The sequence below is a fragment of the Porphyrobacter sp. AAP60 genome (assembly GCF_001296025.1).
Lineage (GTDB): Bacteria > Pseudomonadota > Alphaproteobacteria > Sphingomonadales > Sphingomonadaceae > Erythrobacter.
This window is the reverse complement of the sequence record NZ_LJHV01000011.1, coordinates 56,946-78,672: the sequence shown is the minus strand read 5'-3', so window position 1 is coordinate 78,672 and position 21,727 is coordinate 56,946. Positions and strand designations below refer to the sequence as shown.

Below are 21,727 nucleotides of genomic sequence, written 5' to 3'. Positions count from 1 at the left end.
CGCCCTAGCCGAAAAATCAGCCGAGCGCTGCCTTCAGATCGTCAACCAGATCAAGCCGTTCCCACGGGAAGGTATCGCCTTCCGGCTTGCGCCCGAAATGACCATAGGCGGCAGTCTTCTGGTAGATCGGCTTGTTGAGGCCAAGGTGCGTGCGAATGCTGCGCGGGGTCAGCCCGCCCAGCTTGGCGATGCCGAGCAGCGCCTGTTCGATTTTGTCATCACCCACCGTGCCCGTTTCATGCGTATCGACATAAAGCGACAGCGGCTCGGACACGCCGATGGCATAGGCGATCTGGATCGTGCAACGCGTGGCAAGGCCTGCCGCGACGACATTCTTCGCCAGATAGCGGGTGATGTAGGCCGCCGAACGGTCAACCTTGGTCGGATCTTTCCCGCTGAATGCGCCGCCGCCATGCGGGGCCGCGCCGCCATAGGTGTCGACGATGATCTTGCGCCCGGTCAGGCCCGCATCACCATCCGGCCCGCCGATTTCGAACGCGCCTGTCGGGTTGATGTAATACTTCGTCCCGCGCAGCAGCACCGGGGGGATCACCTCGGAAATGATGCGCTTCACATAGGATTCCAGCTCGCGGTACTTGGCCGGATCGGCGTGCTGCCCAGTGAGGCAGTAACCCTGCTTGTGCTGGGTCGAAACCACCACCGCAGTCGCCGCGACGGGGAGCGATTCCTCGTAACGAAGCGTCACCTGGCTCTTGGCGTCGGGTTCGAGGAAGGGGGCCGCGCCGGAATGACGGTCTGCCGCCATGCGTTCGAGGATCTTGTGGCTGTAATACAGGGTCGCGGGCATCAGATCGGGGGTTTCGTCGGTCGCGTAACCGAACATGATGCCCTGATCGCCTGCACCTTCATCCTTGTTATCGCCCGCGTCCACACCCTGCGCGATTTCCGCGGACTGGCCGTGGAGGTTGTTTTCAAAGCGGAAGGTTTCCCAGTGGAAGCCATCCTGTTCGTAACCGATGCGCTTCACCGTTTCGCGCACGGTCTTTTCGATCTCTGCTTCGGCGCCGGGTGCCCATTCGTTATTTTCGAACACGCCCTTGCAGCGGATTTCGCCCGCCAGAACCACCAGCTGGGTGGTGGTCAACGTTTCGCAGGCGATGCGCGCTTCCGGGTCTTTCGACAGGAACAGATCCACAATCGCATCGGAAATCTGGTCGGACACCTTGTCGGGGTGGCCTTCGGAAACGCTTTCCGAGGTGAAGAGATATTCGGTGCGCATGGATCCTCCGGAAGGGGCTGAAGTGCTGCGGTTCTGCGCCGGATTGGCACCTTATAGAGATATAAGGAAACCTTTATGTCCGGCTTTGCTTGTGTTCGCCCTAGCCGCGCGCGCGGGTCAGCGCAAGCACTCTCGGAACAGCGATTCCCAGCGCGATCAGCACCAGCGCCCAGCCCAGCGTCAGCCAATGGCCCAGTCGCGCAAACAGCGTCGGGGCATGGGCGGGCGGCACAAAACCTTCAAGCTTGTCTGCCTTGCCCCGGGCGATGCTGCCGCGCACGATCCCGTTCGCATCGATCACGGCGCTGATCCCGGTGGTGGTTGAACGCAGCACCGGCAGCCCTTCCTCCAGCGCGCGCATTCGCGCCTGCGCCAGATGCTGCGGCGGGCCCCACGTGCCGAACCAGCCATCATTGGATGGATTGAAGATGTAATCCGGCCGATCCGCCTTGTCCGCGACCGCGCCGGAGAACACGATTTCATAGCAGATCTGGATACCCGCCTTGCCGTGAACGCCAAGATCTAGCGTGCGCGGCCCCGGGCCAGGCTCGTAATCGATCGCGCCCGCCACCAGCCGCGACAGGCCGAGCGGTTCGAGGATGGTGCGCATCGGCAGATATTCGCCATAAGGCACCAGATGCGCCTTGGCGTATTGGTGCTCGATTTCGCCCTCGCCGTTCAACGCGATGACCGAATTGCGTGCGCTGACAGCACCCAGGCTGCCATCCTCGCGGGTGCCGATGTTCAGATTGACCACGCCGCTGAGCAAGGTCGATTGCGGGCCGATGATCCCGCCGATACGTTTGCGCGCGAACTCCGGATCGGCCCCGACGGTCATCTGCTGGTAGAAGCGTTCGGGATAGCCGTCTTCGAGATAGTCCGGGATCGCGCTTTCGGGCCACAGCACGATCCGCGAGACGTCACGCCCGGGGTTAGTGAGTGCGGCGATCCGGGCGAAATGTTCTTCAAACTTCGATGGATCGTTGATTTCGGATTGCGGAAGGTAGGGCTGGACGAGGGTGAAGCGCAGCTCACTATCAGTGCTGGGCGTAACGGGGACAAGCATGATCGCAGCCAGCGGCACCAACGGTACGATCAAATCAGTCGCGCGTCTGCGAGTGATCGCGACGAGCACTCCGCAACCCAACAGCACCGCCACGCCAGACAGCGCATAAGTGCCCATCCAAGGCAGCAATCGCGCCAGCCCCGGCGTATCCCAGCTCCCCAGCAGTATCAGCCCCAGCGGCGGCCAGGGGTAGCCGGTGAACACCCAGCCGCGCAGCCATTCGGTGACGATCCACGCGCCTGCCAGCACGAAGCCGAACGCCCACAGCGGTTGACGGCGGGCGACAAGATGCGCGGCCAACGCCGCCAGCGCGGGGTAGAGCGCAAGATAGATGCACAGCAGCGGCACCGCCGCCCAGCCCAGCACTTCAGGCATTTTGGCCTGATGGGTGAAGGCGGTGGCGATCCAGTTATTGGCGAGCGTCAGATGCGCCCAGCCGAACCACCAGCCGCGCCACAATGCGCTCCGCCATGTGGGCGCGGTGTGCAGCAGCCATACGAAACCTGCCAATGCGGCAAGCCCCAGCGGCCACAGGTGCAGCGGCGGGTAGGCGCAGGCGGCCGACAGCCCCAGCGCAACTGCGGCAAACGCCGGGCGGCGCTGCATCAGCGCCGCAACCGCAGCCAGCCGCTCCATCACCGCAATCAGCCGACTGTTTCGAGCGTGCCGTCGCTATCGCCGGAACTACCGCCTGAATCGTCGCTGCGGATCGAGGGGGGGAGAATCGAGGAATCAATGCCCCCTACATCCTTGGCGCGGCCATCCTCGGCCGGCTTGCGCGGCTTGCGAGCGCGGGGCGCGGGCTTGGCTTCGGCCTGTTCGGCGCGCTTCTCGCTGCGTTCGGGGCGCTCGGCACGTTCCGGACGGGCGGCGCGCTCGGGACGGGCAGCATCACGATCACCATCACGCGGTTTGCGTTGCTGGCGGCGCGCGGCCTGGGGGCGCGGCTGCTGATCGGAACGATCCCTGCCGCCTTCGCTGCCGCGATCATCATCGCGACCTTCCGAAAGGAAAGATTCGCCTTCCTGTCCCTGCTCGCCCTCGTCCTGATCGGAGCGCGAGGCACTGTCCTGCTGTTCGTGGCGCGAACGGGTCGGCTGTTCATTGCGGCGGCCGGAACCGAAATCGATATCGTCATCGCCGAATTCTTCGGCAGAATCGCGCTCGTCATTGCGGCGCGGCGCTCCGCGCTGTTCATCTACCCGCGCCTTGTTATCAGCGATCACGCGGAAATAGTGGTCAGCAAACTGGAGATAATACTCCATCTGCACCCGGTCCCCGTTGTGATGGGCGTCCTGCGCAAGCTTCTTGTACTTGTCGAGCATCTGCGGCGCATTGCCACGCGCCCGGCTGTCGATCCGGTTGAGTTGGGCGCCGTTGCCGCCCTGATTACGGTTGCCGCGTCCACGACGACGGTTATTCCGGTTATTATTGTTGTTATTCAAGGAAGTTGTTCCTTATCAGCGACCTGCTGCGAGAAATGTCCCATGCGCGGTCAACAGACCCCTTGCTCTCGCGTCACGCATGGCCGAGGCGATGGCCTGGCCAAAGCATACCGCGCGCTCCGCGCTGCCGCAGCCGGGGGCTTGCCCTGACGGCGGTATCAGCTGAGTTTAGGAGCTTGGCCCAGCGACTTGCGCCCTTCGCAGGTCGTCTGGCCTTTCATCGACGTAGCGATGCAAAACAGGTTTGCCAAGCCCTGCCGCGCTTTTCTCATCGCAGGATCAGCGCCCGCGGTCGTCCGGCGAGGTCGCGGCGCAATTCTGCCTCGAAGCCAGCCACAGCGGCGATGGCGCTGACCGCATCGGCCTGATTCGCACCAATTTCGAGGATGGCGACTGCGCCTGGCATAAACAGCTTGCCAAGCTGCGGGATCAGAACCCGATAATCGTCAAGCCCTTCAGGCCCGGCGAACAGCGCGCTGGCAGGTTCATGATCGCGCACCTGCCGGTCAAGCGCGGCGTCCTGCTCAACATAGGGCGGATTGCACAGGATCAGATCAAAAGTGCCGAGATCGTCGGCCCAGCCGGGGGTGTGCCAATCCCTGACGTGCCACCTGCTTCGCTCCGCCAGCCCCAGCCCGGCTGCATTGCCTTCCGCCACCGCCAAAGCGCCCGGCGAGGCGTCGATTCCCGCACCGTGCCAACCAGCGCGATTCGCAAGCAGGGCAAGCAGCAGCGCCCCGGTGCCCGTACCCAGATCGACCGCACGGCCAGCCGCGCCCGCGTGTTCGAGCGCGGCCTCCACCAGCGTTTCGCTATCCCCGCGCGGGATCAGCGTGGCGGGCGTGACGGTAAGAGCAAGGCCGTAGAACTCGGCGGTGCCGGTGATGTAGGCGACCGGCTCGTGCTCCGCACGGCGTTCCACCAGCACGGCGAACGCTGCTGGCGCAGCATCACGCATAGCCCGCAGCAACATGTCCGAACGCGAGAGGCCGAGCGCATGTGCCATCAGCAATTCGGCATCGAGCCGCGCGGTGTCGCTGACGGAGGCGAGCGTTTCGGCGGCGGCGCGGATGGCTTCGGCTACGGTCATGAAAAACCCCGTTCGTGCTGAGCTTGTCGAAGCACCGTTCTTCCTTCTTCTACCCAGCCAAAGGAAAAGTGCAGCCCTTCGACAAGCTCAGCGCGAACGGAACTGAATTATTCGCTCAGCGCTGCCAGCCGCTTGCCCTCGTCCTCGGAAATCAGCGCCGCGACCAACTCGCCCAGGCCCGGCCCGGCGAGAACTTCGTCAAGCTTGTGCAGGGTCAGTCCGATGCGGTGATCGGTCACGCGGCCCTGCGGGAAATTATAGGTGCGGATGCGTTCCGAACGATCGCCGCTGCCAACCATCGCCTTGCGCGCCTCCGCCTCGGCGCCCTGGGTCGCCTCGCGCTGGGCATCATACAGGCGAGTGCGCAGCACCTGCATTGCCTTTTCCTTGTTCTTGTGCTGGCTGCGCCCGTCCTGACAGGTGACCACGGTGCCGGTCGGCAGGTGGGTGATGCGCACCGCCGAATCGGTGGTGTTGACGTGCTGGCCCCCGGCGCCGCTGGCCCGGTAGACGTCGATCTTGAGGTCTTTCTCCTCGACCGAAACGTCCACCTCGTCAGGCTCCGGCAGTACCGCCACGGTCGCCGCGCTGGTGTGGATGCGTCCGCCGCTTTCGGTGGCGGGCACGCGCTGCACGCGGTGGACACCGCTTTCGAACTTCAGCTTGGCGAAGACGCCGGTGCCGGTGACGTTGGCGATCACTTCCTTAAATCCGCCGATGTCGGACGCGTTGATGCTGACCGCTTCGACCTTCCAGCCCTGTTCGGCGGCGTAGCGTTCGTACATCCGGTAAAGATCGGCGGCGAACAGCGCGGCTTCATCGCCTCCCGTACCGGCGCGGATTTCGAGCATCGCAGGCTTGGCATCCGCAGAGTCGCGCGGCAGCAGCGCGATGGCGAGGCGGCGTTCGAGATCGGGGAGGGTCGCCTTGATCTCAGCCAGTTCTTCCTCGGCCATCGCCTTCATTTCGGGGTCGGCGAGCATTTCGGAAAGCCCCGCCATTTCCTCGCGCGCGGATTTCACCTCGGCAGCGATTTTCGCCACCGGTTCAAGCTCGGCATAGTCGCGGGAGGCACGAACGAAGGCCTCACCCTCCAGCGTGCCGGACGCCATGCGCGCTTCCAGCTCCGCAAAGCGGTGCGCGATCTGGTCAAGGCGCTCGGGGGGGATAGTCATTTGGGCCGCGGGCCGTCGGCTATGCCATCATCGGCAAGGAAATCGTCGCCGAGATCCTCGGATTCAAACCCGCCATCCGGGGAAACGTATCCCGCAGCCTCTGCAATCCGCATCCAGTGGGCGTTTTGCGCCTGCGCCACCGTGTCGGGCAGGTCATTGGGCGGCATCCGTAGCTGTTCGCCACCGTGCAAATCCTTCACGGTGACCTCTCCAGCTGCCAGTTCATCCTCGCCAATCAGGATCGCCAGCAAGGCGCCGCTCTCATTGGCGCGGCTCATGCGCTTTTTCATCTTGCCCGTGGCCATGATTTCGACGCTGTTCGACTGGTCGCGCAATTGCCGCGCGATCCGGTTGGCCTGATCCAATGCGGCATCGCCCATCGGGATGATCGCCACATCGAGGCCGTGACTGGGCACATTGACTCCCACCAGCATCGCCAACCGCTCGATCCCCGCAGCCCAACCCACCGCAGGCGTGGCTGCACCGCCGAGCGATTCCATCAGCCCGTCATAACGCCCACCGCCCAGCACCGTGCTTTGGCTCCCCAGAGCCGCCGCCGAGGCGCTGCCCTCGTCGGGGATGAATTCAAACGCCGTGTGCCGGTAATAGTCGAGGCCCCGCACAAGGCTTTCCGCCCGCACCCACTTCACCCCAGCCGCGTCCAGTCCGCTGGTTACCGCAGCGAAGAACGTCGAAGCCTCCTCCGACAGAAACGCATCGATCTTCGGCGCATCGGCCAGAAACGGCTTATCGCGCGCATCCTTCGAATCCAGAATCCGCAGCGGGTTCTTCTCCAGCCGCTCCTGCGATTCTTCTGACAGTTGGTCCTTCACCGCTAGGAAGTATTCGACCAAAGCCGCCCGCCACGCCTCGCGGCTTTCGCCGTCGCCGAGCGTGTTGAGGTGCAGCGTTACATCGTTGATGCCTAGCTCGCGCAGCAGTTGATCAGCCATCGCCAGCAGCTCGACGTCCGCTTGCGGCTCGCCTGCGCCGATCACTTCGGCGTCGATCTGGTGGAACTGGCGGTAGCGGCCCTTTTGCGGGCGCTCGTAGCGGAACAGCGGGCCGTGGGTTGCCACCTTCAAGGGTGCATATTGTTGCCAGCCGTTGGTGAGGAAAGCGCGCGCAATCCCCGCCGTGAATTCGGGCCGCAGGGTCAGGCTCTCGCCGCCCCGGTCGTCGAAGGAATACATTTCCTTCGACACCACATCGGTCGTTTCGCCCAAGGACCGCGCAAACACCTCGGTCTTCTCGAACACCGGCATTTCCACCCGGCGGAACCGATACAGGCGGCGCACACGCTCGAAGGTTTCGACCACGAAGGCGAAAGCTTCGGCATCGGCGCCGAAAATGTCCTGGGTGCCTCTGATCGCTTGCGGTGTTTTCTTGCTCATAGGGAGTCCTTGAAGGGAAGGGGGCGATTAAGGCCACGCGGGGTCTTTCGCAATGCCGCGACACGCTTTAAGGGCCGCCGCACAATCATTCAGCCTCTCAAATCGCAAAAGAGACAACCCATGCGCATCGACAAGATCCCCACCGGCGTGAACCCGCCCGACGATCTCAACGTCATCATCGAGGTGCCCACCGGGGGCGAGCCGGTGAAGTATGAATTCGACAAAGAAAGCGGCGCGCTGTTCGTTGATCGCATCCTGCACACGCCGATGCGCTATCCCGCGAATTACGGCTTCGTGCCGCACACGCTCAGCCCCGATGGCGATCCGCTGGATGCGCTGGTGATTGCGCGTTCGCCCTTCATTCCGGGCTGCGTGGTGCGCGCCCGCCCGATCGGCGTGCTGAACCTTGAGGACGAGCAGGGCGGCGATGAAAAGCTGATCTGCGTGCCGGTGAAAGAGACATTCCCGTACTACGCCGACGTGGTCGAAACCAGCGACCTGCCTTCGATCATCTTCCAGCAGATCGAACACTTCTTCACCCACTACAAGGATCTGGAAGCCGAAAAGTGGGTGCGCGTGGGCAAGTGGGGCGATGCCGCCGAAGCGCGTCAGATCACCATCGAGGCGATCGAGCGTTACGAGGCGGCCAAGACCGCCTGATTGCGCGGCCGGGTCATTCGATCGGGCGGTCGGGGTCGAGAAGATCGTCCCTCCGCCCGGTCTTCGGCCCGCGCTCGTTCTCGATCATTTCCGCAATTTCGCGTTCGGGGGCAACGTCGTGCGCCGCTTCGGGCGCTGGCTTGCGAAGTTTCGCGGACGGCGCATTGGTGCCGGACCGGCCGATCGGCAGCGGATCGGTGCGACCGTCGAAACGCAGCCGGTAGATGGGCTCGGGCAGCTGGAAACCGGCTGCTTCCAAGGCATCCTTGACCGCTGCGATGGCGAGGCTGCGGGACTTGAGCCAGTCGGCCTCGCGCTGGTCGATCCAGCCGAAAAACTGCAACGTGATATTCGAATCGCCGACAAGCCGGATATGAGCCTTGGGCTCGGGCTCGCCAAGCAGGAAAGGTAACGCTTGCAGGGCCCCGATTCCGCACTTCATTGCCGGGCGCGGGTCGTCGTCGGAATCGATACCCAGCTCGAAATCGAAGCGTCGCTGCGGGTTGGTGCTGTAGTTGAGGATCACCGCCTTGAAGACCTGCGAATTGGGGATGCGCAGGTGGTTGCCTTCCAGCGTCATCAGGATCGTTGCGCGGCTGGTGAGGCGGATCACCCGGCCTTCGTAACTGTCGATCAGCACGTGATCCTTGGGGCGGAACGGCTGGCGCAGACTGAGCATCAACGAGGCGACATAGTTCTCGATCATGTCGCGCATCGCAAAGCCCAGCGCGATGCCGAGCACCCCGGCGCCGCCCAGCACCGCGCCCAGCAGCGCGCCCGCCCCCAGCATATCGAGCGCGATCACCAGCCCGAAGATCACAAACAGGAAACGGATGGCGCTGCGGATAAGTTCGGCAAGGAAAGCATTGGGCGCGATCCGGTCCCATACCGAGCCGGCCCCTGCGATCGCATAGCCGAGCGCGCCGATCACCAGCGCCACCAGCGCGGCGAGCCCGAACAGCGGCAGCGCCGCATACGCGCCATCCACGATTTCGGCGATCTGCGAGAAGATCGAGAGGTTTTGCCCGACCGAAAGGTCGCGGGTGATGGCATTTTCCACCGTCACCACGCCGCTCACGCGCGCGGCGATCCCCTCGGCGCGGGCAATCGCTTCGGCTTCGGGGAGTGAACCGGTGAGCCGCACCACCCCTTCGCTGACTTCGACACCGACCGTCTCGAACCCCGGCAGCTCCGCGAAGATACCCTCGATTCTTCGGGCTATGCGCGGGTCCTCGTCGTCCTGCTGGGCCTGCGCGATGGCGGTTTCTGCGGCGGCGGCCTGCGGCGCCTCATCCCCCTCGGCGACAAGACCGGGTAGGGCGGCACTGGCCGACACAGTGAGGGTGAGCGCGAGCACGAACAGAACCAGACGGATCATCGTGCCATAAGACCCGTATTGTGGCCGGATTGCAAATCGCCGCCGGGCGCGGCGATGCGCATCCGGCCGTCAGGTGAATGCGAGGAGCATCTTGAAGATCAACGTCAGACCGAAGGGCAGGCCCACCGCCATCGCCCACAGCGCCGCGACATCGCGACGGAAGGCGGGAGCATGGGCCGGGTTAATCGCCTCGGCATCGCTCAGCACAGCCCAACGTTTCTCGAACCAGCGGCACACCGGGATGATACCGGCTACCAGCACTATCAGCGCCAGATAGGGAAGAAGACCGGAAGACCCGTCCGCCAACGCCTTGACGGTCACGAAAATCTGCAAAGCGGTGTAGACCAACAGGCCATAGGCAACGTGATCGCTCATCGCCTTGCGCCAGTCCCGTGTCCGGTCCTTGGTCAGCGCCTGCGCCTTGGCGCGATTGTCTGCATTTACCATTCGTGCCGCTCCCCAACGGTTTCAAGTCTGTGACACACTATCGCAAAGCTGTCGCAGAGTTGCAAGAAGGCGCGGAATTCTGCCATTTTGTTGCGTCAAACGCATCAGGCACGGTCCAACTCACGAGAATTGCACAGGCTTTGCTGGCGGGGCGGGATTGCCGGCGGGGTTAAGCAAAAATCCTGCCAAACGCCTTCGGACCCTTTCCTGCTGCTTCAAGGCTGCTAAAGACCTTTGGCAATGAACACGTCCACTCTTCCCGATCAGGCTGCCGAAGCCGCACCTGCCCAGCCGCTTGGCAGCGGGCTTGAAGTGATCTCGATCGCCAAAAGCTATGACAAGCGCGCGGTGCTGACCGATATTTCGTTCGAAGTGGCCAAGGGCGAAGTGTTCGGCCTGCTTGGCCCCAACGGCGCGGGCAAGACCACCTGTTTCTATTCGATCATGGGTCTGGTGAAGCCTGATTCGGGCCGCATCCTGATGGACGGCGAGGATGTGACCAAGCTGCCGATGTATCGCCGCGCGATCCTGGGGCTGGGCTATCTACCGCAGGAAACCAGCATCTTTCGCGGACTGACGGTGGAACAGAACATCGCCAGCGTGCTCGAACTGGTCGAGCCCGATAGAGAGACGCGCGCTGGCGAACTTGAACGGCTGCTCGATGAGTTCGGCCTCGCCCGTTTGCGCGCATCGCCCGCCATGGCGCTTTCGGGCGGTGAGCGGCGACGCTGCGAAATCGCCCGCGCGCTGGCGGCCAAGCCTTCGATCATGCTGCTGGATGAACCCTTTGCCGGGATCGACCCGCTGTCGATCAGCGATATCCGCGATCTGGTGAAGGATCTGAAGCAGCGCGGCATCGGCGTGCTGATCACCGATCACAACGTGCGCGAAACGCTCGACATCGTCGACCGCGCCTGCATCATCTATGGCGGACAGGTGCTGTTTGCAGGCTCCCCGCAGGAACTGGTCGCCGATGAAAACGTGCGGCGGCTCTATCTCGGCGAGAGCTTTACGCTCTAGACATGGCACTTGGCCCCCGCCTTGATCTGAGGCAGTCGCAATCGCTGGTAATGACGCCGCAATTGCAGCAGGCGATCAAGCTGCTGGCAGCATCGAACCTCGAAATCGAAACCTTCATTGCCGAGGCGATGGAAGCCAATCCGCTGCTAGACACCGGTGCCCCCGCGGCGGATGAACCGGAACGCGGAGAGTTGGTGGCAACGCTGCCCGAAGATGCACCCGCCGACCAGTTGATGGCACTGGGCGGCGGCGAGGGCGATGCGCCGCTCGATCTCGCCTCGGTCGATCGTGACTGGGACACTGGCGACGGCGATGCGCGGGGCGCGCGCGACGCCGAATGGGGCGCAGCAGCCACGGGCGGTTCGGGCGGCGATTTTGACGAGATGCCCGATTGGGAACAGCTGCGCGCCGCAGATGTGACGCTGGCTGAACACCTCGAAGGCCAGATCGGCACACTCACCAGTGATCCGCGCACCGCCTTTGTTGCACGCCACATCATCGGGCTGCTGGACGATGCGGGCTATCTGGCCACACCGGTCGACGAGATCGCGACCGATCTCGGCGTTGCGCTGTACGAGGCCGAAACCGCACTGAATCTGGTGCAGTCGCTTGATCCATCAGGCGTGGGCGCGCGCAATCTGGCCGAATGCATCGCAATTCAGGCGCGCGAGGCGGATCGTTATGATCCATGCATGGCCGCGCTGATCGCCAATCTCGAACTGGTGGCGCGCGGTGAGGTGGAGCGGTTGAAACGCCTGTGCCGCGTGGATGACGAGGATTTCGCCGATATGCTGCGCGAACTGCGCAGCTACAATCCGCGCCCCGGCCTTGCCTTTGCATCATCTGCTACCAGCACCGTGGTGCCCGACATTCTGCTGGCGGACAACGGCAAGGGCGGATGGGATATCGCGCTGAACGAAGACACCCTGCCCAAGCTGATCGTCAACCGTGGCTATTTTGTCGAACTCAATGCCGGGGCGGCCGACAAGCAATCGCAAGGCTGGCTCAAGGAAAAGCTGGCCGATGCGCACTGGCTGATTCGTGCGCTGGATCAGCGACAGAAAACGATTCTCAAGACCGCCGCCGAGATCGTGCGCCAGCAGGACGGGTTCTTCCGCCGCGGTGTTGCCGAACTGCGCCCGCTGACCTTGCGCGAAGTGGCCGAGAAGATCGAGATGCACGAAAGCACGGTCAGCCGCGTCACCAGCAACAAATACCTCGCCTGCGCGCGCGGGACGTTCGAACTGAAATACTTCTTCACCAGCGGAGTAGCGTCTGCCGATGGCGAGGGCGCTTCCTCCGCCGCAATCAAGGCGCGGATCAAGGCGCTGATCGATGCAGAGACCGCCAAGAACATCCTGTCCGACCAGCAATTGGCCGAAATGCTGCAAAAAGAAGGCTTCGACCTCGCGCGGCGCACGGTCGCCAAATATCGCGAGGCGATCGGCCTGGGATCGAGTGCAGAACGGCGCAGGGCTAAAAAACTCGCAGGCGCATCTTAGGATTTTTCCGCAGAAGACAGCACTTTCCTAACGCCCTAGTCGCGCGACAGGTGCCACGCACCGAGTGTGACTCGAAAGACTCACTGCAAAAAGTTAACGCCCTAAACTTCTTATTAACCTTTTTTGGTGAGAAGTGGCGTGGTTAACAGACGGAAACCTCTCCTAAGCGAGGGTTACCAGGGGCAAGGATAGGGGACTGCAATGCGCGTTCTGCTGATCGAAGACGAACCGACCACCGCCAAGGCGATCGAGCTGATGCTCACCACCGAAGGCTTCAATGTCTATTCGACCGACCTCGGCGAAGAGGGTTTGGATCTGGGCAAGCTGTATGATTACGACATCATCCTGCTCGACCTGAACCTGCCCGACATGCACGGCTATGACGTGCTGAAAAAGCTGCGCGTCGCCAAGGTGCAGACCCCGGTGCTGATCCTCTCGGGCATTTCGGAAATGGATTCGAAGATCCGCAGCTTCGGCTTCGGCGCTGATGATTATGTGACCAAGCCGTTCCACCGCGAAGAACTGGTCGCCCGCATCTATGCCGTGGTGCGCCGTTCCAAGGGCCATTCGCAGTCGGTCATTCGCACCGGCAAGCTGGCCGTGAACCTTGATGCCAAGACGGTCGAAGTCGATGGCAGCCGCGTGCATCTGACCGGCAAGGAATATGCGATGCTGGAACTCCTGAGCTTGCGCAAGGGCACCACGCTAACCAAGGAAATGTTCCTCAACCACCTCTATGGCGGGATGGACGAGCCGGAACTCAAGATCATCGATGTGTTCATCTGCAAGCTGCGCAAGAAGCTGTCGCTGGCTTGCGGCGGCGAGAACTACATCGAAACCGTGTGGGGCCGCGGCTATGTGCTGCGCGATGACGAAACGGTGGTCGAAGCGGCGTAATCTGATTTTCGCTCGCCCCTCCGGGCGAGCGTCCTCGGCGCGTTTCGATCCCTGCGGGATCGAGCGCCTGCGGGCGGCCGGTCGGCCTTGCGGCATTTCAGGCCGTTTGGCCTACCCTTCCAGCAGCCGCTCAACGCTGACCGGAGTTACATCCGGTCGCCTGTCGTCAGGCTTCCGAAATCGACCCCCGATGGCTCCTGGAATAAGCGCAGGTGGAACTCGGGCAGGATCGACAGCATGTGGTCGAAAATGTCCGACTGGACGCCCTCGTATTCAGCCCAGACCGTTGTATCGGCAAAGCAGTAAAGCTCCATCGGCAGGCCCTGCGCGCCGGGCGCCAGCTGGCGCACCATGACCGTGAAGCCGTCGTTTATGCGCGGATGCTGCGCGAGATAGGCGAGCGCATAGGCGCGGAACATGCCGAGATTGGTGAACCGCCGCCGGTTGACCGGGTTTTCCTCGCCCGCCATCTCGCGCGCGTTCCACTCGGCGATTTCGGCCTCCTTTTCGGCCAGATAGGGCCGCAGCAGCCGGAACTGGTGGAGCGCGGCCACTTCCTCCTCGGACAGGAAACGGATGGTGCTCTGGTCGATGGGCAGCGCGCGCTTGATCCGCCGCGCACCTGCGTCATTCATCCCTCTCCAGTTGCGATAGCTGTCGGACACCAGCCGATGCGTCGGGATAGTGGTGATGGTCTTGTCGAAATTCTGCACCTTGACCGTATGCAGCGAGATGTCGACCACGTCGCCATCGGCGCCCATGCTCTCCATCACGATCCAGTCGCCCACCCGCAGCATGTCATTGGTGGACAATTGAACGCTGGCGACAAGACTCAGGATCGTGTCCTTGAACACCAGCAGCAGGACGGCGGTAATCGCGCCCAACCCGGAAAGCAGCAGCAGCGGCGACTGGTCGATCAGGATTGATATCACGATCAGCGCCGCGCCGCAGAGCACGATGATCTTGACCACCTGCAAAAAGCCCTTGATCGGGCGATTGCGCGATTGCGGCAGGCGCTCGTACAATTCGTTGAGGTAGGTCAGCGTCTTCACGATAGCGAGCGAGATCGACAGCACGATCAGCGTCTGCGCGACATTCGCCACCACCTCGCGCGCCCGATCGGCGAGGAACGGCACGAGGTGGATGCCGTTCGCCACGACCAGCAGCGGGATCACCGTCACCAGCCAGCCAACCGCCTTGTCGATCGTCTTGCTCTTGCGATCAAGCCACGGGGCTGCCGCGCGCAGGATCACATGCTTGAGCAGATAGTTCGCCGCCAGCGCGGCAAGCGCCAGCAGTGTCACTCCGATCAGCGATTGCAGCCACGGCGGCTGACCTGCCAGAAGTTGCGTCAACTCATCCATAAACCGCGCCGATAGCGGCAATTGCCCGGCCCCTGCAAGGCAAGTGGGGTGCAGCAGGACTGGACAAGCAGGCGTCGGCACGCCTAGCGGCTGCGGCCATGACAGCGTTCAAGGAAGGCGATCCGACCACTATCGCGCGGCTTTATGGTCGTTCGGTCGGCAAAAAGTTGCGTAACCGGCAACAGGGGTTGGTCGACAACCTCCTGCCGCAGATCGCTGTGCCCGCTGAAGGGCCGGTCACTTCGGAGATCCTGTTCGGCGATTCGCGTCCGCTGCACTTCGAGATCGGCTTCGGCGGGGGCGAGCATCTCGCCTACCGCGCCGACCTGCTGCCCGACCACGGGTTCATCGGAGCCGAGCCGTTCCTCAACGGAGTGGCGCAGGCACTGACCCATATCGAGGACCAGCGGCTCGCGAACATCCGGTTGCATCATGGTGACGCGCTGGAGGTACTGGCCCGCATTCCCGATGGCGCGCTGACGATGGCCTATCTGCTCCACCCCGATCCCTGGCCCAAGGCCCGCCATGCCAAGCGGCGGATGGTGAATGACGGCCCGATCAAGCTTCTCGCCAGCAAGCTGAAGCCAGGCGGCGAGTTCCGGTTCGGCACTGATCACGATATCTACCTGCGCCACGCGCTGATGGTAATGCAGCGCCACACCGACCTGTTCGAATGGGTGGTCGATAAGCCATCCGATTGGCAGGCGCGCCCCTCAGGCTGGCCCGAGACGCGTTACGAACACAAGGCGCGCACGGTCTATGGCCACGAGGTCTGGTATTTCCGCTTCCGGCGGCGCTGAAAGCCGGCCCGGTCCGCGCCCTAGCGCCATCTATCGCAGCGGTCTCGCACCTCGTCGTGTTAAGGCGCCGTGGGCGTTTAGCGATGGAACATGTCGTGGGCCATGCCCTTATCCTGACAGATTGAACACAATCCAAGCAGGAGATTAAGACATGACGATCGCAACCCTCGAAGATCTGTATATCGACCAGCTTCAGGACATTTACAGCGCCAACAAGCAATCGCTCGCCGCGACCAAGAAGCTGCATGAAAAGGCGACTTCGGACGCGCTGAAGACAGCACTGAAGAACGGCGTCGATGGTATCGGCGAAGGGATCGAACAGGTCGGCAAGCTGATCAAGAGCCATGATGCCGAACCCACCGGCGAATTCTGCAAGGGCATGGAAGGCCTTGTGAAGGAAGTGAAGGCTCACGCGCTTGAGGCCGACATTTCGGACAAGGATGTGCTCGATGCTTCGATCATCACGCAGTACCAGCGTATGACCCATTATGGTCTGGCAGGGTACGGCACAGTCGTCGCCTTTGCGAAGCGTCTCGGCCTGAACGACGATGCCAAGGTTCTGCAGACGTGCCTCGACAATACCTATAGCGGTGATCGCACCATGACCGAAATCGCCACGGGCGAAGTCAACAAGGCAGCAGCGTAACATCGGATCGACAAGCAGAGCGGCCAGCGGCTCGCTCTTGGCAAAAGGGGCACGGCCAGTCGGGTCGTGCCCTTTTTGTCGTGCGCGGTACGCTTTACCCGACCACCCCCGCGCCCGCCAAAACGGCCAGTGTCAGAACATCGGGCACGGACGCGGTCATCGGTACAATCTGCACCGGCTTGGACATTCCGATCATCATCGGGCCAATGGTCGCGTTGCTGCCCAGTTCGCGCAGCAACTTGGCCGAAAGGTTGGCCGATTGCAGACCCGGCATGATCAGCACGTTTGCAGGCCCGGACAGGCGGCTGAACGGGTAGAGCGCCATCACCTTGGGGTTCAGCGCCGCGTCTGGCGCCATTTCGCCTTCATATTCGAAGCCGGGCTCTTCGCGGTCAAGGATCGCAACAGCCTCGCGGATCGAGTTCAGCCATTGGCCCGAAGGATTGCCGAAGGTCGAATAGCTGAGGAAGGCGACGCGCGGTTCGTGGCCCATGCGGCGGGCAACAGCAGCCGTTTCCTTGGCAATGTGGGCCAGTTCGGCTGCATTGGGGCGCTCGTTGATCGTGGTATCGGCGAGGAAGGTCGTGTGGTTCTTGCCGATCATCATGTGGATGCCGAACGGCAGTGCGCCTTCCTTGGGATCGAGCACCAGGTTCACCTCGCGCACGGTCTGGGCAAAGGTGCGGGTCATACCGGTGATCATCCCGTCGCCGTGGCCGAGTGCGACCAGCAACGCTGCAAATACGTTGCGTTCCTGATTGACCATGCGGCGCACGTCACGTTCGGTAAAGCCGCGCCGCTGGAGCCGGTTGTAGAGATACTCCACCATCGCCGGCACATGTTCGCTATCGGCCGAGTTCTGGATTTCGAAACTGCCGGGATCGCCGACCGAAAGCTGGTGCAGTTTGTCCAGCACCGCCTTGGTGCGGCCCACAAGGATAGGGGTGCCATAGCCGAAATCGCGGAACTGGATCGCGGCGCGCAGCACCACTTCTTCTTCCGCTTCGGCAAACACCATGCGCTTGGGGTTGGTGCGCGCGACTTCGTAAACGCCCGATAGCACCGATGTTGTCGGATTGAGGCGGCTGCGCAACTGCATCCGGTAGGCGTCGAAATCCTCGATCCGGGCGCGCGCTACGCCCGAATCCATCGCTGCCTTGGCGACTGCCGAGGACACCACCTCGATCAGACGCGGATCGAACGGCGCGGGGATGATGTAATTGGTGCCGAACTTGTGGTTCTGGCCGTAAGCACTCGCCACTTCTTCCGGCACCTGCTGGCGCGCCAGATGGGCAATCGCTTCGGCGGCAGCGACCTTCATTTCTTCGTTGATGGTCGTCGCCTGCACATCCAGCGCGCCGCGGAAGATGAAGGGGAAGCCTAACACGTTGTTGACCTGATTGGGGAAATCACTGCGCCCGGTGGCGATGATCGCATCAGGGCGCACGGCCTTGGCTTCATCGGGCATGATTTCGGGCACGGGATTGGCCATGGCGAAAATGATCGGCTTGTCGGCCATCTTGCGCACCCACTCGGGCTTCAACGCGCCCGCCGCCGAAAGGCCGAGGAAGATGTCAGCGCCAACCAACGCCTCTTCAAGGCTGGTGGCGGTGGTGGCAACCGCATGGGCGCTCTTCCACTGGTCAACGCCTTCGCGGCCCGGAGTGATCGGGCCGGAACGGTCGCACAGAATCACGTTTTCGTGGCGCACGCCCATCGCCTTGATCAGCGCGGTGCAGGCGATCGCAGCAGCGCCAGCACCATTGACCACCACCTTCACGTCCTTGAAATCGCGGCCAGTGATGTGACAGGCGTTGAGCAAACCGGCGGCAGTGATAATCGCGGTGCCGTGCTGGTCATCATGCATTACCGGGATTTTCATGCGTTCGCGCAGCGCGGCTTCGATGATGAAGCATTCGGGCGCCTTGATATCTTCCAGATTGATGCCGCCGAATGTGGGCTCCATCAGCGCCACCGCGTTGATGAAGGCTTCGGGATCTTCGGTGTCGAGTTCGATGTCGATCGAATCCACGTCGGCGAACCGCTTGAACAGCACCGCCTTGCCTTCCATCACCGGCTTGGATGCCAGTGCGCCGAGATTGCCGAGGCCGAGGATCGCGGTGCCGTTGGAAATCACCGCCACAAGGTTCGCCTTGGCGGTGTAACGCGCGGCGAGCGAGGGATCGGCAGCGATGGCTTCAACCGGCACGGCCACACCCGGCGAATAGGCCAGCGAAAGATCGCGCTGCGAGGTCATCGGCTTGGTAGCGACGATCTCCAGCTTACCGGGGCGGATGGTCTCGTGATAGAACAACGCCTCGCGCGCGGTGAAGCCGCCCCTGCCTTCAGTACCGTTCTGTGCGGCGTTTTCGTCGGCCATCGTGGCTGATCCCTTTTTCTAACCTAAGCAAACAGGTGCTCCGCTTAGCGAGGCGCGCGCGCCAGCGATAGGGCGGAAATGACGCAACTTCGGGGAAAGCCGTAAGGGCAGACATTCCGAATCGGCCCCGGCATGGCTAGGCCCGTCGGCATGGCCGCGCCTTCCGATCAAAAACCGACCCCGATGATGGCGCAATACCTCGCATTGCGAGCAGAAGCTGGCGATGCACTGCTGTTCTACCGCATGGGCGATTTCTTCGAGCTGTTCTTCGAAGATGCACGCACTGCGGCGCAAATCCTCGACATCGCCCTCACCACTCGCGGCGAGCATCAGGGACAGCCGATCCCGATGTGCGGGGTGCCGGTGCATTCGGCGGAAAGCTACCTCGCCCGACTGATCCGGGCCGGATGCCGGGTGGCAATTGCCGAGCAGATCGAAACCCCGGATGAAGCCAAGGCGCGGGCCAAACGGGAAGGCACGCCTTCGTCGAAGGCGCTGGTAGGCCGCGCGATCGTGCGGCTGGTTACTGCTGGCACGCTGACCGAAGAAGCTCTGCTGGAGCCACGCCGTGCCAATGTGCTGGTGGCGCTGGCGGAATTGCGCGGCACGATCGGGATCGCCGCTTGCGATGTTTCTACCGGCACGATGGTGCTGGAAGAATGCGTGTCCGAAATGCTTGGCGCAGCGCTGGCACGGCTCTCCCCCAGGGAAGTGGTTGTGCCCGAGGATTGGGCGCACGCTTTTGACTCTGGCCGCGATGAAGCGATTGTCCGCCCGCGCAGCACCTTTGCCAGCGATGCCGGAAACGAGCGGCTCCGCGCCCTGCACGGGGTTGCCACGCTGGACGCCTTCGGTGCGTTCAGCCGCGCCATGCTGGCGGCGGCGGGCGGGCTGATCGCCTATCTCGACCATGTCGGACGCGGATCACTGCCGCTGCTGCTGCCGCCGGTATTGCGCGCTGGCGAAGCGGGCATGGCGATGGACGAGGCAACGCGGGCAAGCCTCGAAATCCTTGAAAGCACAACAGGCGGCCGCGCTGGAAGCCTGATCGGCGCGGTAGATCGCTGCGTCAGCGGCGCAGGATCGCGGCTGCTGGCCGAAGACCTCTCCGCCCCCCTGCTCGACGCCGCTGCGATCGAAGCGCGGCTGGCATTGGTGCAATTCTGGCGCGACCGTCCGATTGAACGCGCGCAGTTGCGCGATGCCTTGCGCGCCATCCCCGATCTTGGCCGTGCGCTTGGGCGGGTTGTAGCAGGGCGCGGCTCTCCCCGTGATCTGGGCCAGTTGCGCGATGGTTTGAGCGAGGCAATGCGGCTGCACCACTGGCTGCGCGGTGCGCCGGATCGCCCTGCACTTCTGGACAACTTGCTTGATCGCCTGACCGGCCACGGAGCGCTGACCGATTGGTTGGCGCGCGCTCTGGTGCCCTCCCCGCCGACCGAGCGCAGCAGTGGCGGCTTCATTGCCGACGGCTATGACGCTGCGCTAGATGAATTGCGCGCCACATCGGGCGATGCGCGCCGCGCAATTGCCGCGATGGAGGCGCGCTATCGTGACGAGACCGGCATCGCCACGCTGAAGATCCGCCACAATGGCGTCCTCGGCTATTTCATCGAGGTTTCCGCGCGCCATGCCGACCGGCTGATGGCTCCCGATAGCGGCTTCACCCACCGTCAGACGATGAAAGATGCGGTGCGCTTCAATTCACTGAAGTTGCACGAGGAAGCGGGACGTATTGCCGAGGCTGGCGGTCATGCTCTCGCCGCGGAAGAAGCGCATTTCGAGGAATTGGTCGCCGAAGTCACTGCCGCGCGCGAAGCAATCGCTGCAACCGCCGCGGCGCTCGCACGGATCGATGTGGCTGCAGCCAATGCTGAACGCGCAGCGGAAGGCGACTGGTGCCGCCCCGAAATCACCGAGGATGCAGGCCTGGCCATAGCAGGCGGGCGGCATCCGGTGGTCGAAGCCGCGCTCGCCAAGACGGGGGATCGGTTCGTTGCCAATGATTGCAATCTTGCTGAGTCCAACCGGCTGTGGCTGATTGGCGGGCCGAACATGGGGGGCAAATCGACCTTCCTGCGTCAGAACGCGCTGATCGTGCTGCTGGCGCAGGCCGGGTGCTTTGTGCCCGCCTCGGCAGCCCGTATCGGCCTCGTCGACCGCTTGTTCAGCCGTGTGGGCGCTGCCGACAATCTGGCGCGCGGGCGATCAACCTTCATGGTCGAGATGGTAGAGACTGCCGCGATCCTGGCACAGGCATCCCCGCGCAGCTTCGTGATTCTTGACGAGGTCGGGCGGGGTACATCGACCTATGACGGCCTGGCGCTCGCCTGGGCGGTGGCCGAAGCGGTGCATTCCACTATCCGCTGCCGCTGCCTGTTCGCCACCCACTATCACGAACTGGCGCGGCTCGCTTCCACTTGCGAGGCATTGTCGCTCCACCATGTGCGAGCACGTGAGTGGCAGGGCGATCTGGTCCTGCTGCATGAACTCGCCGATGGCCCGGCGGATCGATCTTATGGCTTGGCTGTGGCGCGGCTCGCCGGTGTGCCTGCGCCGGTGGTGGCGCGGGCCAAGGCTGTGCTCGCCAAGCTGGAGGCGACCCGCGAACAATCGGGTGGGATTGCCGCAGGCCTGGGTGATCTGCCACTGTTCGCCGCATTACGCCCTGAACCCGCCGCCTCCCCCGAGCAACAGCTTGCGGAACACCTGCGTGCAGCCGATCTCGACGCGCTGACTCCGCGAGAAGCGCTTGATCTTCTGTATGAATGGAAGCGCGGCCTGCCCAAATCGCAGGGTTGAACGCGCTTCCATCACAATCAGGGGTTTTTCGTCAGATGCAGGTCATCGCCTTCGTCGTCGGCGTCGACATCTGGGCCTGCATTGATCGAGTCTTCCCCGCTGTCGCGATAGCGTGACGGCTCGTCATCGTGATCGGCTTCTCCAGCGAAAGCGCCGTTATCGATGATCCCGCTATTTTCCATCTGCCGCATCTTTTCGACCAAGTCGATTTCATTGCCGCCGATATTGTCGACACCGGGCGAGGGCGCCTTGCGGCTCTCGGTCGAACCGGCCTTGTGGCCTTCCGGAGCGCGCGCTTCGGCCGCGACATCCTGAGCCTGCTCGCCGCGCTTATCCTGTTCGGAATTATCGTTCTCGGGTGCCAGTCCTTCGGGACGGCCGCTGGCAGGGGTAGCTTGATTGTGATCGGACATTTTTGTTC

Annotated in this window: 18 protein-coding genes; 7 read left to right on the top strand and 11 right to left on the bottom strand. The window is 63.1% G+C overall.

Translation table 11 applies throughout. The features are described 5' to 3' along the window. Nucleotides 1-16 precede the first annotated feature (16 nt). The 6 genes from metK to hisS form a co-directional block, all read right to left on the bottom strand. The gene (gene metK, locus IP79_RS10820) at nucleotides 17-1,240 is read right to left on the bottom strand and encodes a methionine adenosyltransferase (protein ID WP_054119319.1); all 1,224 of its coding nucleotides are present in this window, start codon (nucleotides 1,238-1,240) and stop codon (nucleotides 17-19) included. 100 nt (nucleotides 1,241-1,340) lie between these two features. Further along, the gene (gene lnt / locus IP79_RS10815) at nucleotides 1,341-2,912 is read right to left on the bottom strand and encodes an apolipoprotein N-acyltransferase (protein ID WP_233994176.1); all 1,572 of its coding nucleotides are present in this window, start codon (nucleotides 2,910-2,912) and stop codon (nucleotides 1,341-1,343) included. Nucleotides 2,913-2,950: 38 nt separating this feature from the next. Next, nucleotides 2,951-3,751 carry a DUF4167 domain-containing protein gene (locus IP79_RS10810; RefSeq protein ID WP_054119317.1) on the bottom strand — a complete coding sequence of 267 codons (801 nt, stop codon included), beginning with the start codon at nucleotides 3,749-3,751 and terminating at the stop codon, nucleotides 2,951-2,953. Between the two features lie 268 nt (nucleotides 3,752-4,019). Beyond that, on the bottom strand, nucleotides 4,020-4,841 hold the full coding sequence (gene prmC, locus IP79_RS10805; protein ID WP_054119316.1) for a peptide chain release factor N(5)-glutamine methyltransferase: 822 nt from the start codon (nucleotides 4,839-4,841) through the stop codon (nucleotides 4,020-4,022). A 107-nt stretch (nucleotides 4,842-4,948) separates the two neighbouring features. Next, a complete protein-coding gene (gene prfA, locus IP79_RS10800; protein WP_054119315.1) occupies nucleotides 4,949-6,016 on the bottom strand; it encodes a peptide chain release factor 1 in 1,068 nt (355 codons plus the stop codon). Further along, on the bottom strand, nucleotides 6,013-7,410 hold the full coding sequence (hisS, locus tag IP79_RS10795; RefSeq protein WP_082337172.1) for a histidine--tRNA ligase: 1,398 nt from the start codon (nucleotides 7,408-7,410) through the stop codon (nucleotides 6,013-6,015). The genes prfA and hisS overlap by 4 nt, the downstream gene beginning before the upstream one ends. A gap of 120 nt (nucleotides 7,411-7,530) precedes the next feature. On the opposite strand from hisS, the gene ppa reads away from it, so the two are divergent. Then, entirely contained in the window at nucleotides 7,531-8,070 is a 540-nt protein-coding gene (gene ppa / locus IP79_RS10790) for an inorganic diphosphatase (RefSeq protein ID WP_054119314.1), read from the top strand. 13 nt (nucleotides 8,071-8,083) lie between these two features. Here the strand turns inward: ppa and IP79_RS10785 are convergent, their stop codons facing one another. Next, complete coding sequence (locus IP79_RS10785; RefSeq protein ID WP_054119313.1) at nucleotides 8,084-9,448, bottom strand: mechanosensitive ion channel domain-containing protein; 1,365 nt, start codon at nucleotides 9,446-9,448, stop codon at nucleotides 8,084-8,086. A 69-nt stretch (nucleotides 9,449-9,517) separates the two neighbouring features. Further along, on the bottom strand, nucleotides 9,518-9,895 hold the full coding sequence (locus tag IP79_RS10780; RefSeq protein WP_054119312.1) for a hypothetical protein: 378 nt from the start codon (nucleotides 9,893-9,895) through the stop codon (nucleotides 9,518-9,520). Nucleotides 9,896-10,135: 240 nt separating this feature from the next. Here IP79_RS10780 and lptB point away from each other — a divergent pair, with 240 nt between their 5' ends. The 3 genes from lptB to ctrA all read left to right on the top strand — a co-directional run bounded on the left by lptB (nucleotide 10,136) and on the right by ctrA (nucleotide 13,314). Next, nucleotides 10,136-10,915: an LPS export ABC transporter ATP-binding protein gene (gene lptB / locus IP79_RS10775; protein WP_054119311.1), complete on the top strand. Its 780-nt coding sequence runs from the start codon at nucleotides 10,136-10,138 to the stop codon at nucleotides 10,913-10,915. A gap of 2 nt (nucleotides 10,916-10,917) precedes the next feature. Beyond that, complete coding sequence (gene rpoN, locus IP79_RS10770; protein WP_054119310.1) at nucleotides 10,918-12,417, top strand: RNA polymerase factor sigma-54; 1,500 nt, start codon at nucleotides 10,918-10,920, stop codon at nucleotides 12,415-12,417. Nucleotides 12,418-12,618: 201 nt separating this feature from the next. Next, complete coding sequence (ctrA, locus tag IP79_RS10765; protein WP_054119309.1) at nucleotides 12,619-13,314, top strand: response regulator transcription factor CtrA; 696 nt, start codon at nucleotides 12,619-12,621, stop codon at nucleotides 13,312-13,314. A 146-nt stretch (nucleotides 13,315-13,460) separates the two neighbouring features. Here ctrA and IP79_RS10760 read toward each other — a convergent pair whose 3' ends face one another. Next, on the bottom strand, nucleotides 13,461-14,678 hold the full coding sequence (locus IP79_RS10760) for a mechanosensitive ion channel family protein (RefSeq protein WP_054119308.1): 1,218 nt from the start codon (nucleotides 14,676-14,678) through the stop codon (nucleotides 13,461-13,463). 98 nt (nucleotides 14,679-14,776) lie between these two features. Here IP79_RS10760 and trmB point away from each other — a divergent pair, with 98 nt between their 5' ends. Then, complete coding sequence (gene trmB / locus IP79_RS10755) at nucleotides 14,777-15,478, top strand: tRNA (guanine(46)-N(7))-methyltransferase TrmB (protein ID WP_054119307.1); 702 nt, start codon at nucleotides 14,777-14,779, stop codon at nucleotides 15,476-15,478. A 151-nt stretch (nucleotides 15,479-15,629) separates the two neighbouring features. After that, on the top strand, nucleotides 15,630-16,124 hold the full coding sequence (locus tag IP79_RS10750) for a ferritin-like domain-containing protein (RefSeq protein WP_054119306.1): 495 nt from the start codon (nucleotides 15,630-15,632) through the stop codon (nucleotides 16,122-16,124). 94 nt (nucleotides 16,125-16,218) lie between these two features. On the opposite strand, the gene IP79_RS10745 is transcribed toward IP79_RS10750, so the two are convergent. Next, complete coding sequence (locus tag IP79_RS10745; protein ID WP_054119305.1) at nucleotides 16,219-18,504, bottom strand: NADP-dependent malic enzyme; 2,286 nt, start codon at nucleotides 18,502-18,504, stop codon at nucleotides 16,219-16,221. A 183-nt stretch (nucleotides 18,505-18,687) separates the two neighbouring features. On the opposite strand from IP79_RS10745, the gene mutS reads away from it, so the two are divergent. Next, complete coding sequence (gene mutS, locus IP79_RS10740; RefSeq protein WP_054119423.1) at nucleotides 18,688-21,306, top strand: DNA mismatch repair protein MutS; 2,619 nt, start codon at nucleotides 18,688-18,690, stop codon at nucleotides 21,304-21,306. Between the two features lie 17 nt (nucleotides 21,307-21,323). Here mutS and IP79_RS10735 read toward each other — a convergent pair whose 3' ends face one another. Continuing rightward, entirely contained in the window at nucleotides 21,324-21,719 is a 396-nt protein-coding gene (locus IP79_RS10735) for a hypothetical protein (RefSeq protein WP_054119304.1), read from the bottom strand. Nucleotides 21,720-21,727 lie beyond the last annotated feature (8 nt).

Excerpts from the sequence above, each read along its gene's own strand:
- IP79_RS10750 (WP_054119306.1), top strand. The coding sequence starts at position 15,630 with ATGACGATCGCAACCCTCGAAGATCTGTATATCGACCAGCTTCAGGAC.
- IP79_RS10785 (WP_054119313.1), bottom strand. The coding sequence starts at position 9,448 with ATGATCCGTCTGGTTCTGTTCGTGCTCGCGCTCACCCTCACTGTGTCG.
- IP79_RS10780 (WP_054119312.1), bottom strand. The coding sequence starts at position 9,895 with ATGGTAAATGCAGACAATCGCGCCAAGGCGCAGGCGCTGACCAAGGAC.
- trmB (WP_054119307.1), top strand. The coding sequence starts at position 14,777 with ATGACAGCGTTCAAGGAAGGCGATCCGACCACTATCGCGCGGCTTTAT.
- mutS (WP_054119423.1), top strand. The coding sequence starts at position 18,688 with ATGATGGCGCAATACCTCGCATTGCGAGCAGAAGCTGGCGATGCACTG.
- hisS (WP_082337172.1), bottom strand. The coding sequence starts at position 7,410 with ATGAGCAAGAAAACACCGCAAGCGATCAGAGGCACCCAGGACATTTTC.
- IP79_RS10760 (WP_054119308.1), bottom strand. The coding sequence starts at position 14,678 with ATGGATGAGTTGACGCAACTTCTGGCAGGTCAGCCGCCGTGGCTGCAA.
- prfA (WP_054119315.1), bottom strand. The coding sequence starts at position 6,016 with ATGACTATCCCCCCCGAGCGCCTTGACCAGATCGCGCACCGCTTTGCG.
- lptB (WP_054119311.1), top strand. The coding sequence starts at position 10,136 with ATGAACACGTCCACTCTTCCCGATCAGGCTGCCGAAGCCGCACCTGCC.
- ppa (WP_054119314.1), top strand. The coding sequence starts at position 7,531 with ATGCGCATCGACAAGATCCCCACCGGCGTGAACCCGCCCGACGATCTC.
- ctrA (WP_054119309.1), top strand. The coding sequence starts at position 12,619 with ATGCGCGTTCTGCTGATCGAAGACGAACCGACCACCGCCAAGGCGATC.
- IP79_RS10745 (WP_054119305.1), bottom strand. The coding sequence starts at position 18,504 with ATGGCCGACGAAAACGCCGCACAGAACGGTACTGAAGGCAGGGGCGGC.
- lnt (WP_233994176.1), bottom strand. The coding sequence starts at position 2,912 with ATGCAGCGCCGCCCGGCGTTTGCCGCAGTTGCGCTGGGGCTGTCGGCC.
- prmC (WP_054119316.1), bottom strand. The coding sequence starts at position 4,841 with ATGACCGTAGCCGAAGCCATCCGCGCCGCCGCCGAAACGCTCGCCTCC.
- rpoN (WP_054119310.1), top strand. The coding sequence starts at position 10,918 with ATGGCACTTGGCCCCCGCCTTGATCTGAGGCAGTCGCAATCGCTGGTA.
- IP79_RS10735 (WP_054119304.1), bottom strand. The coding sequence starts at position 21,719 with ATGTCCGATCACAATCAAGCTACCCCTGCCAGCGGCCGTCCCGAAGGA.
- metK (WP_054119319.1), bottom strand. The coding sequence starts at position 1,240 with ATGCGCACCGAATATCTCTTCACCTCGGAAAGCGTTTCCGAAGGCCAC.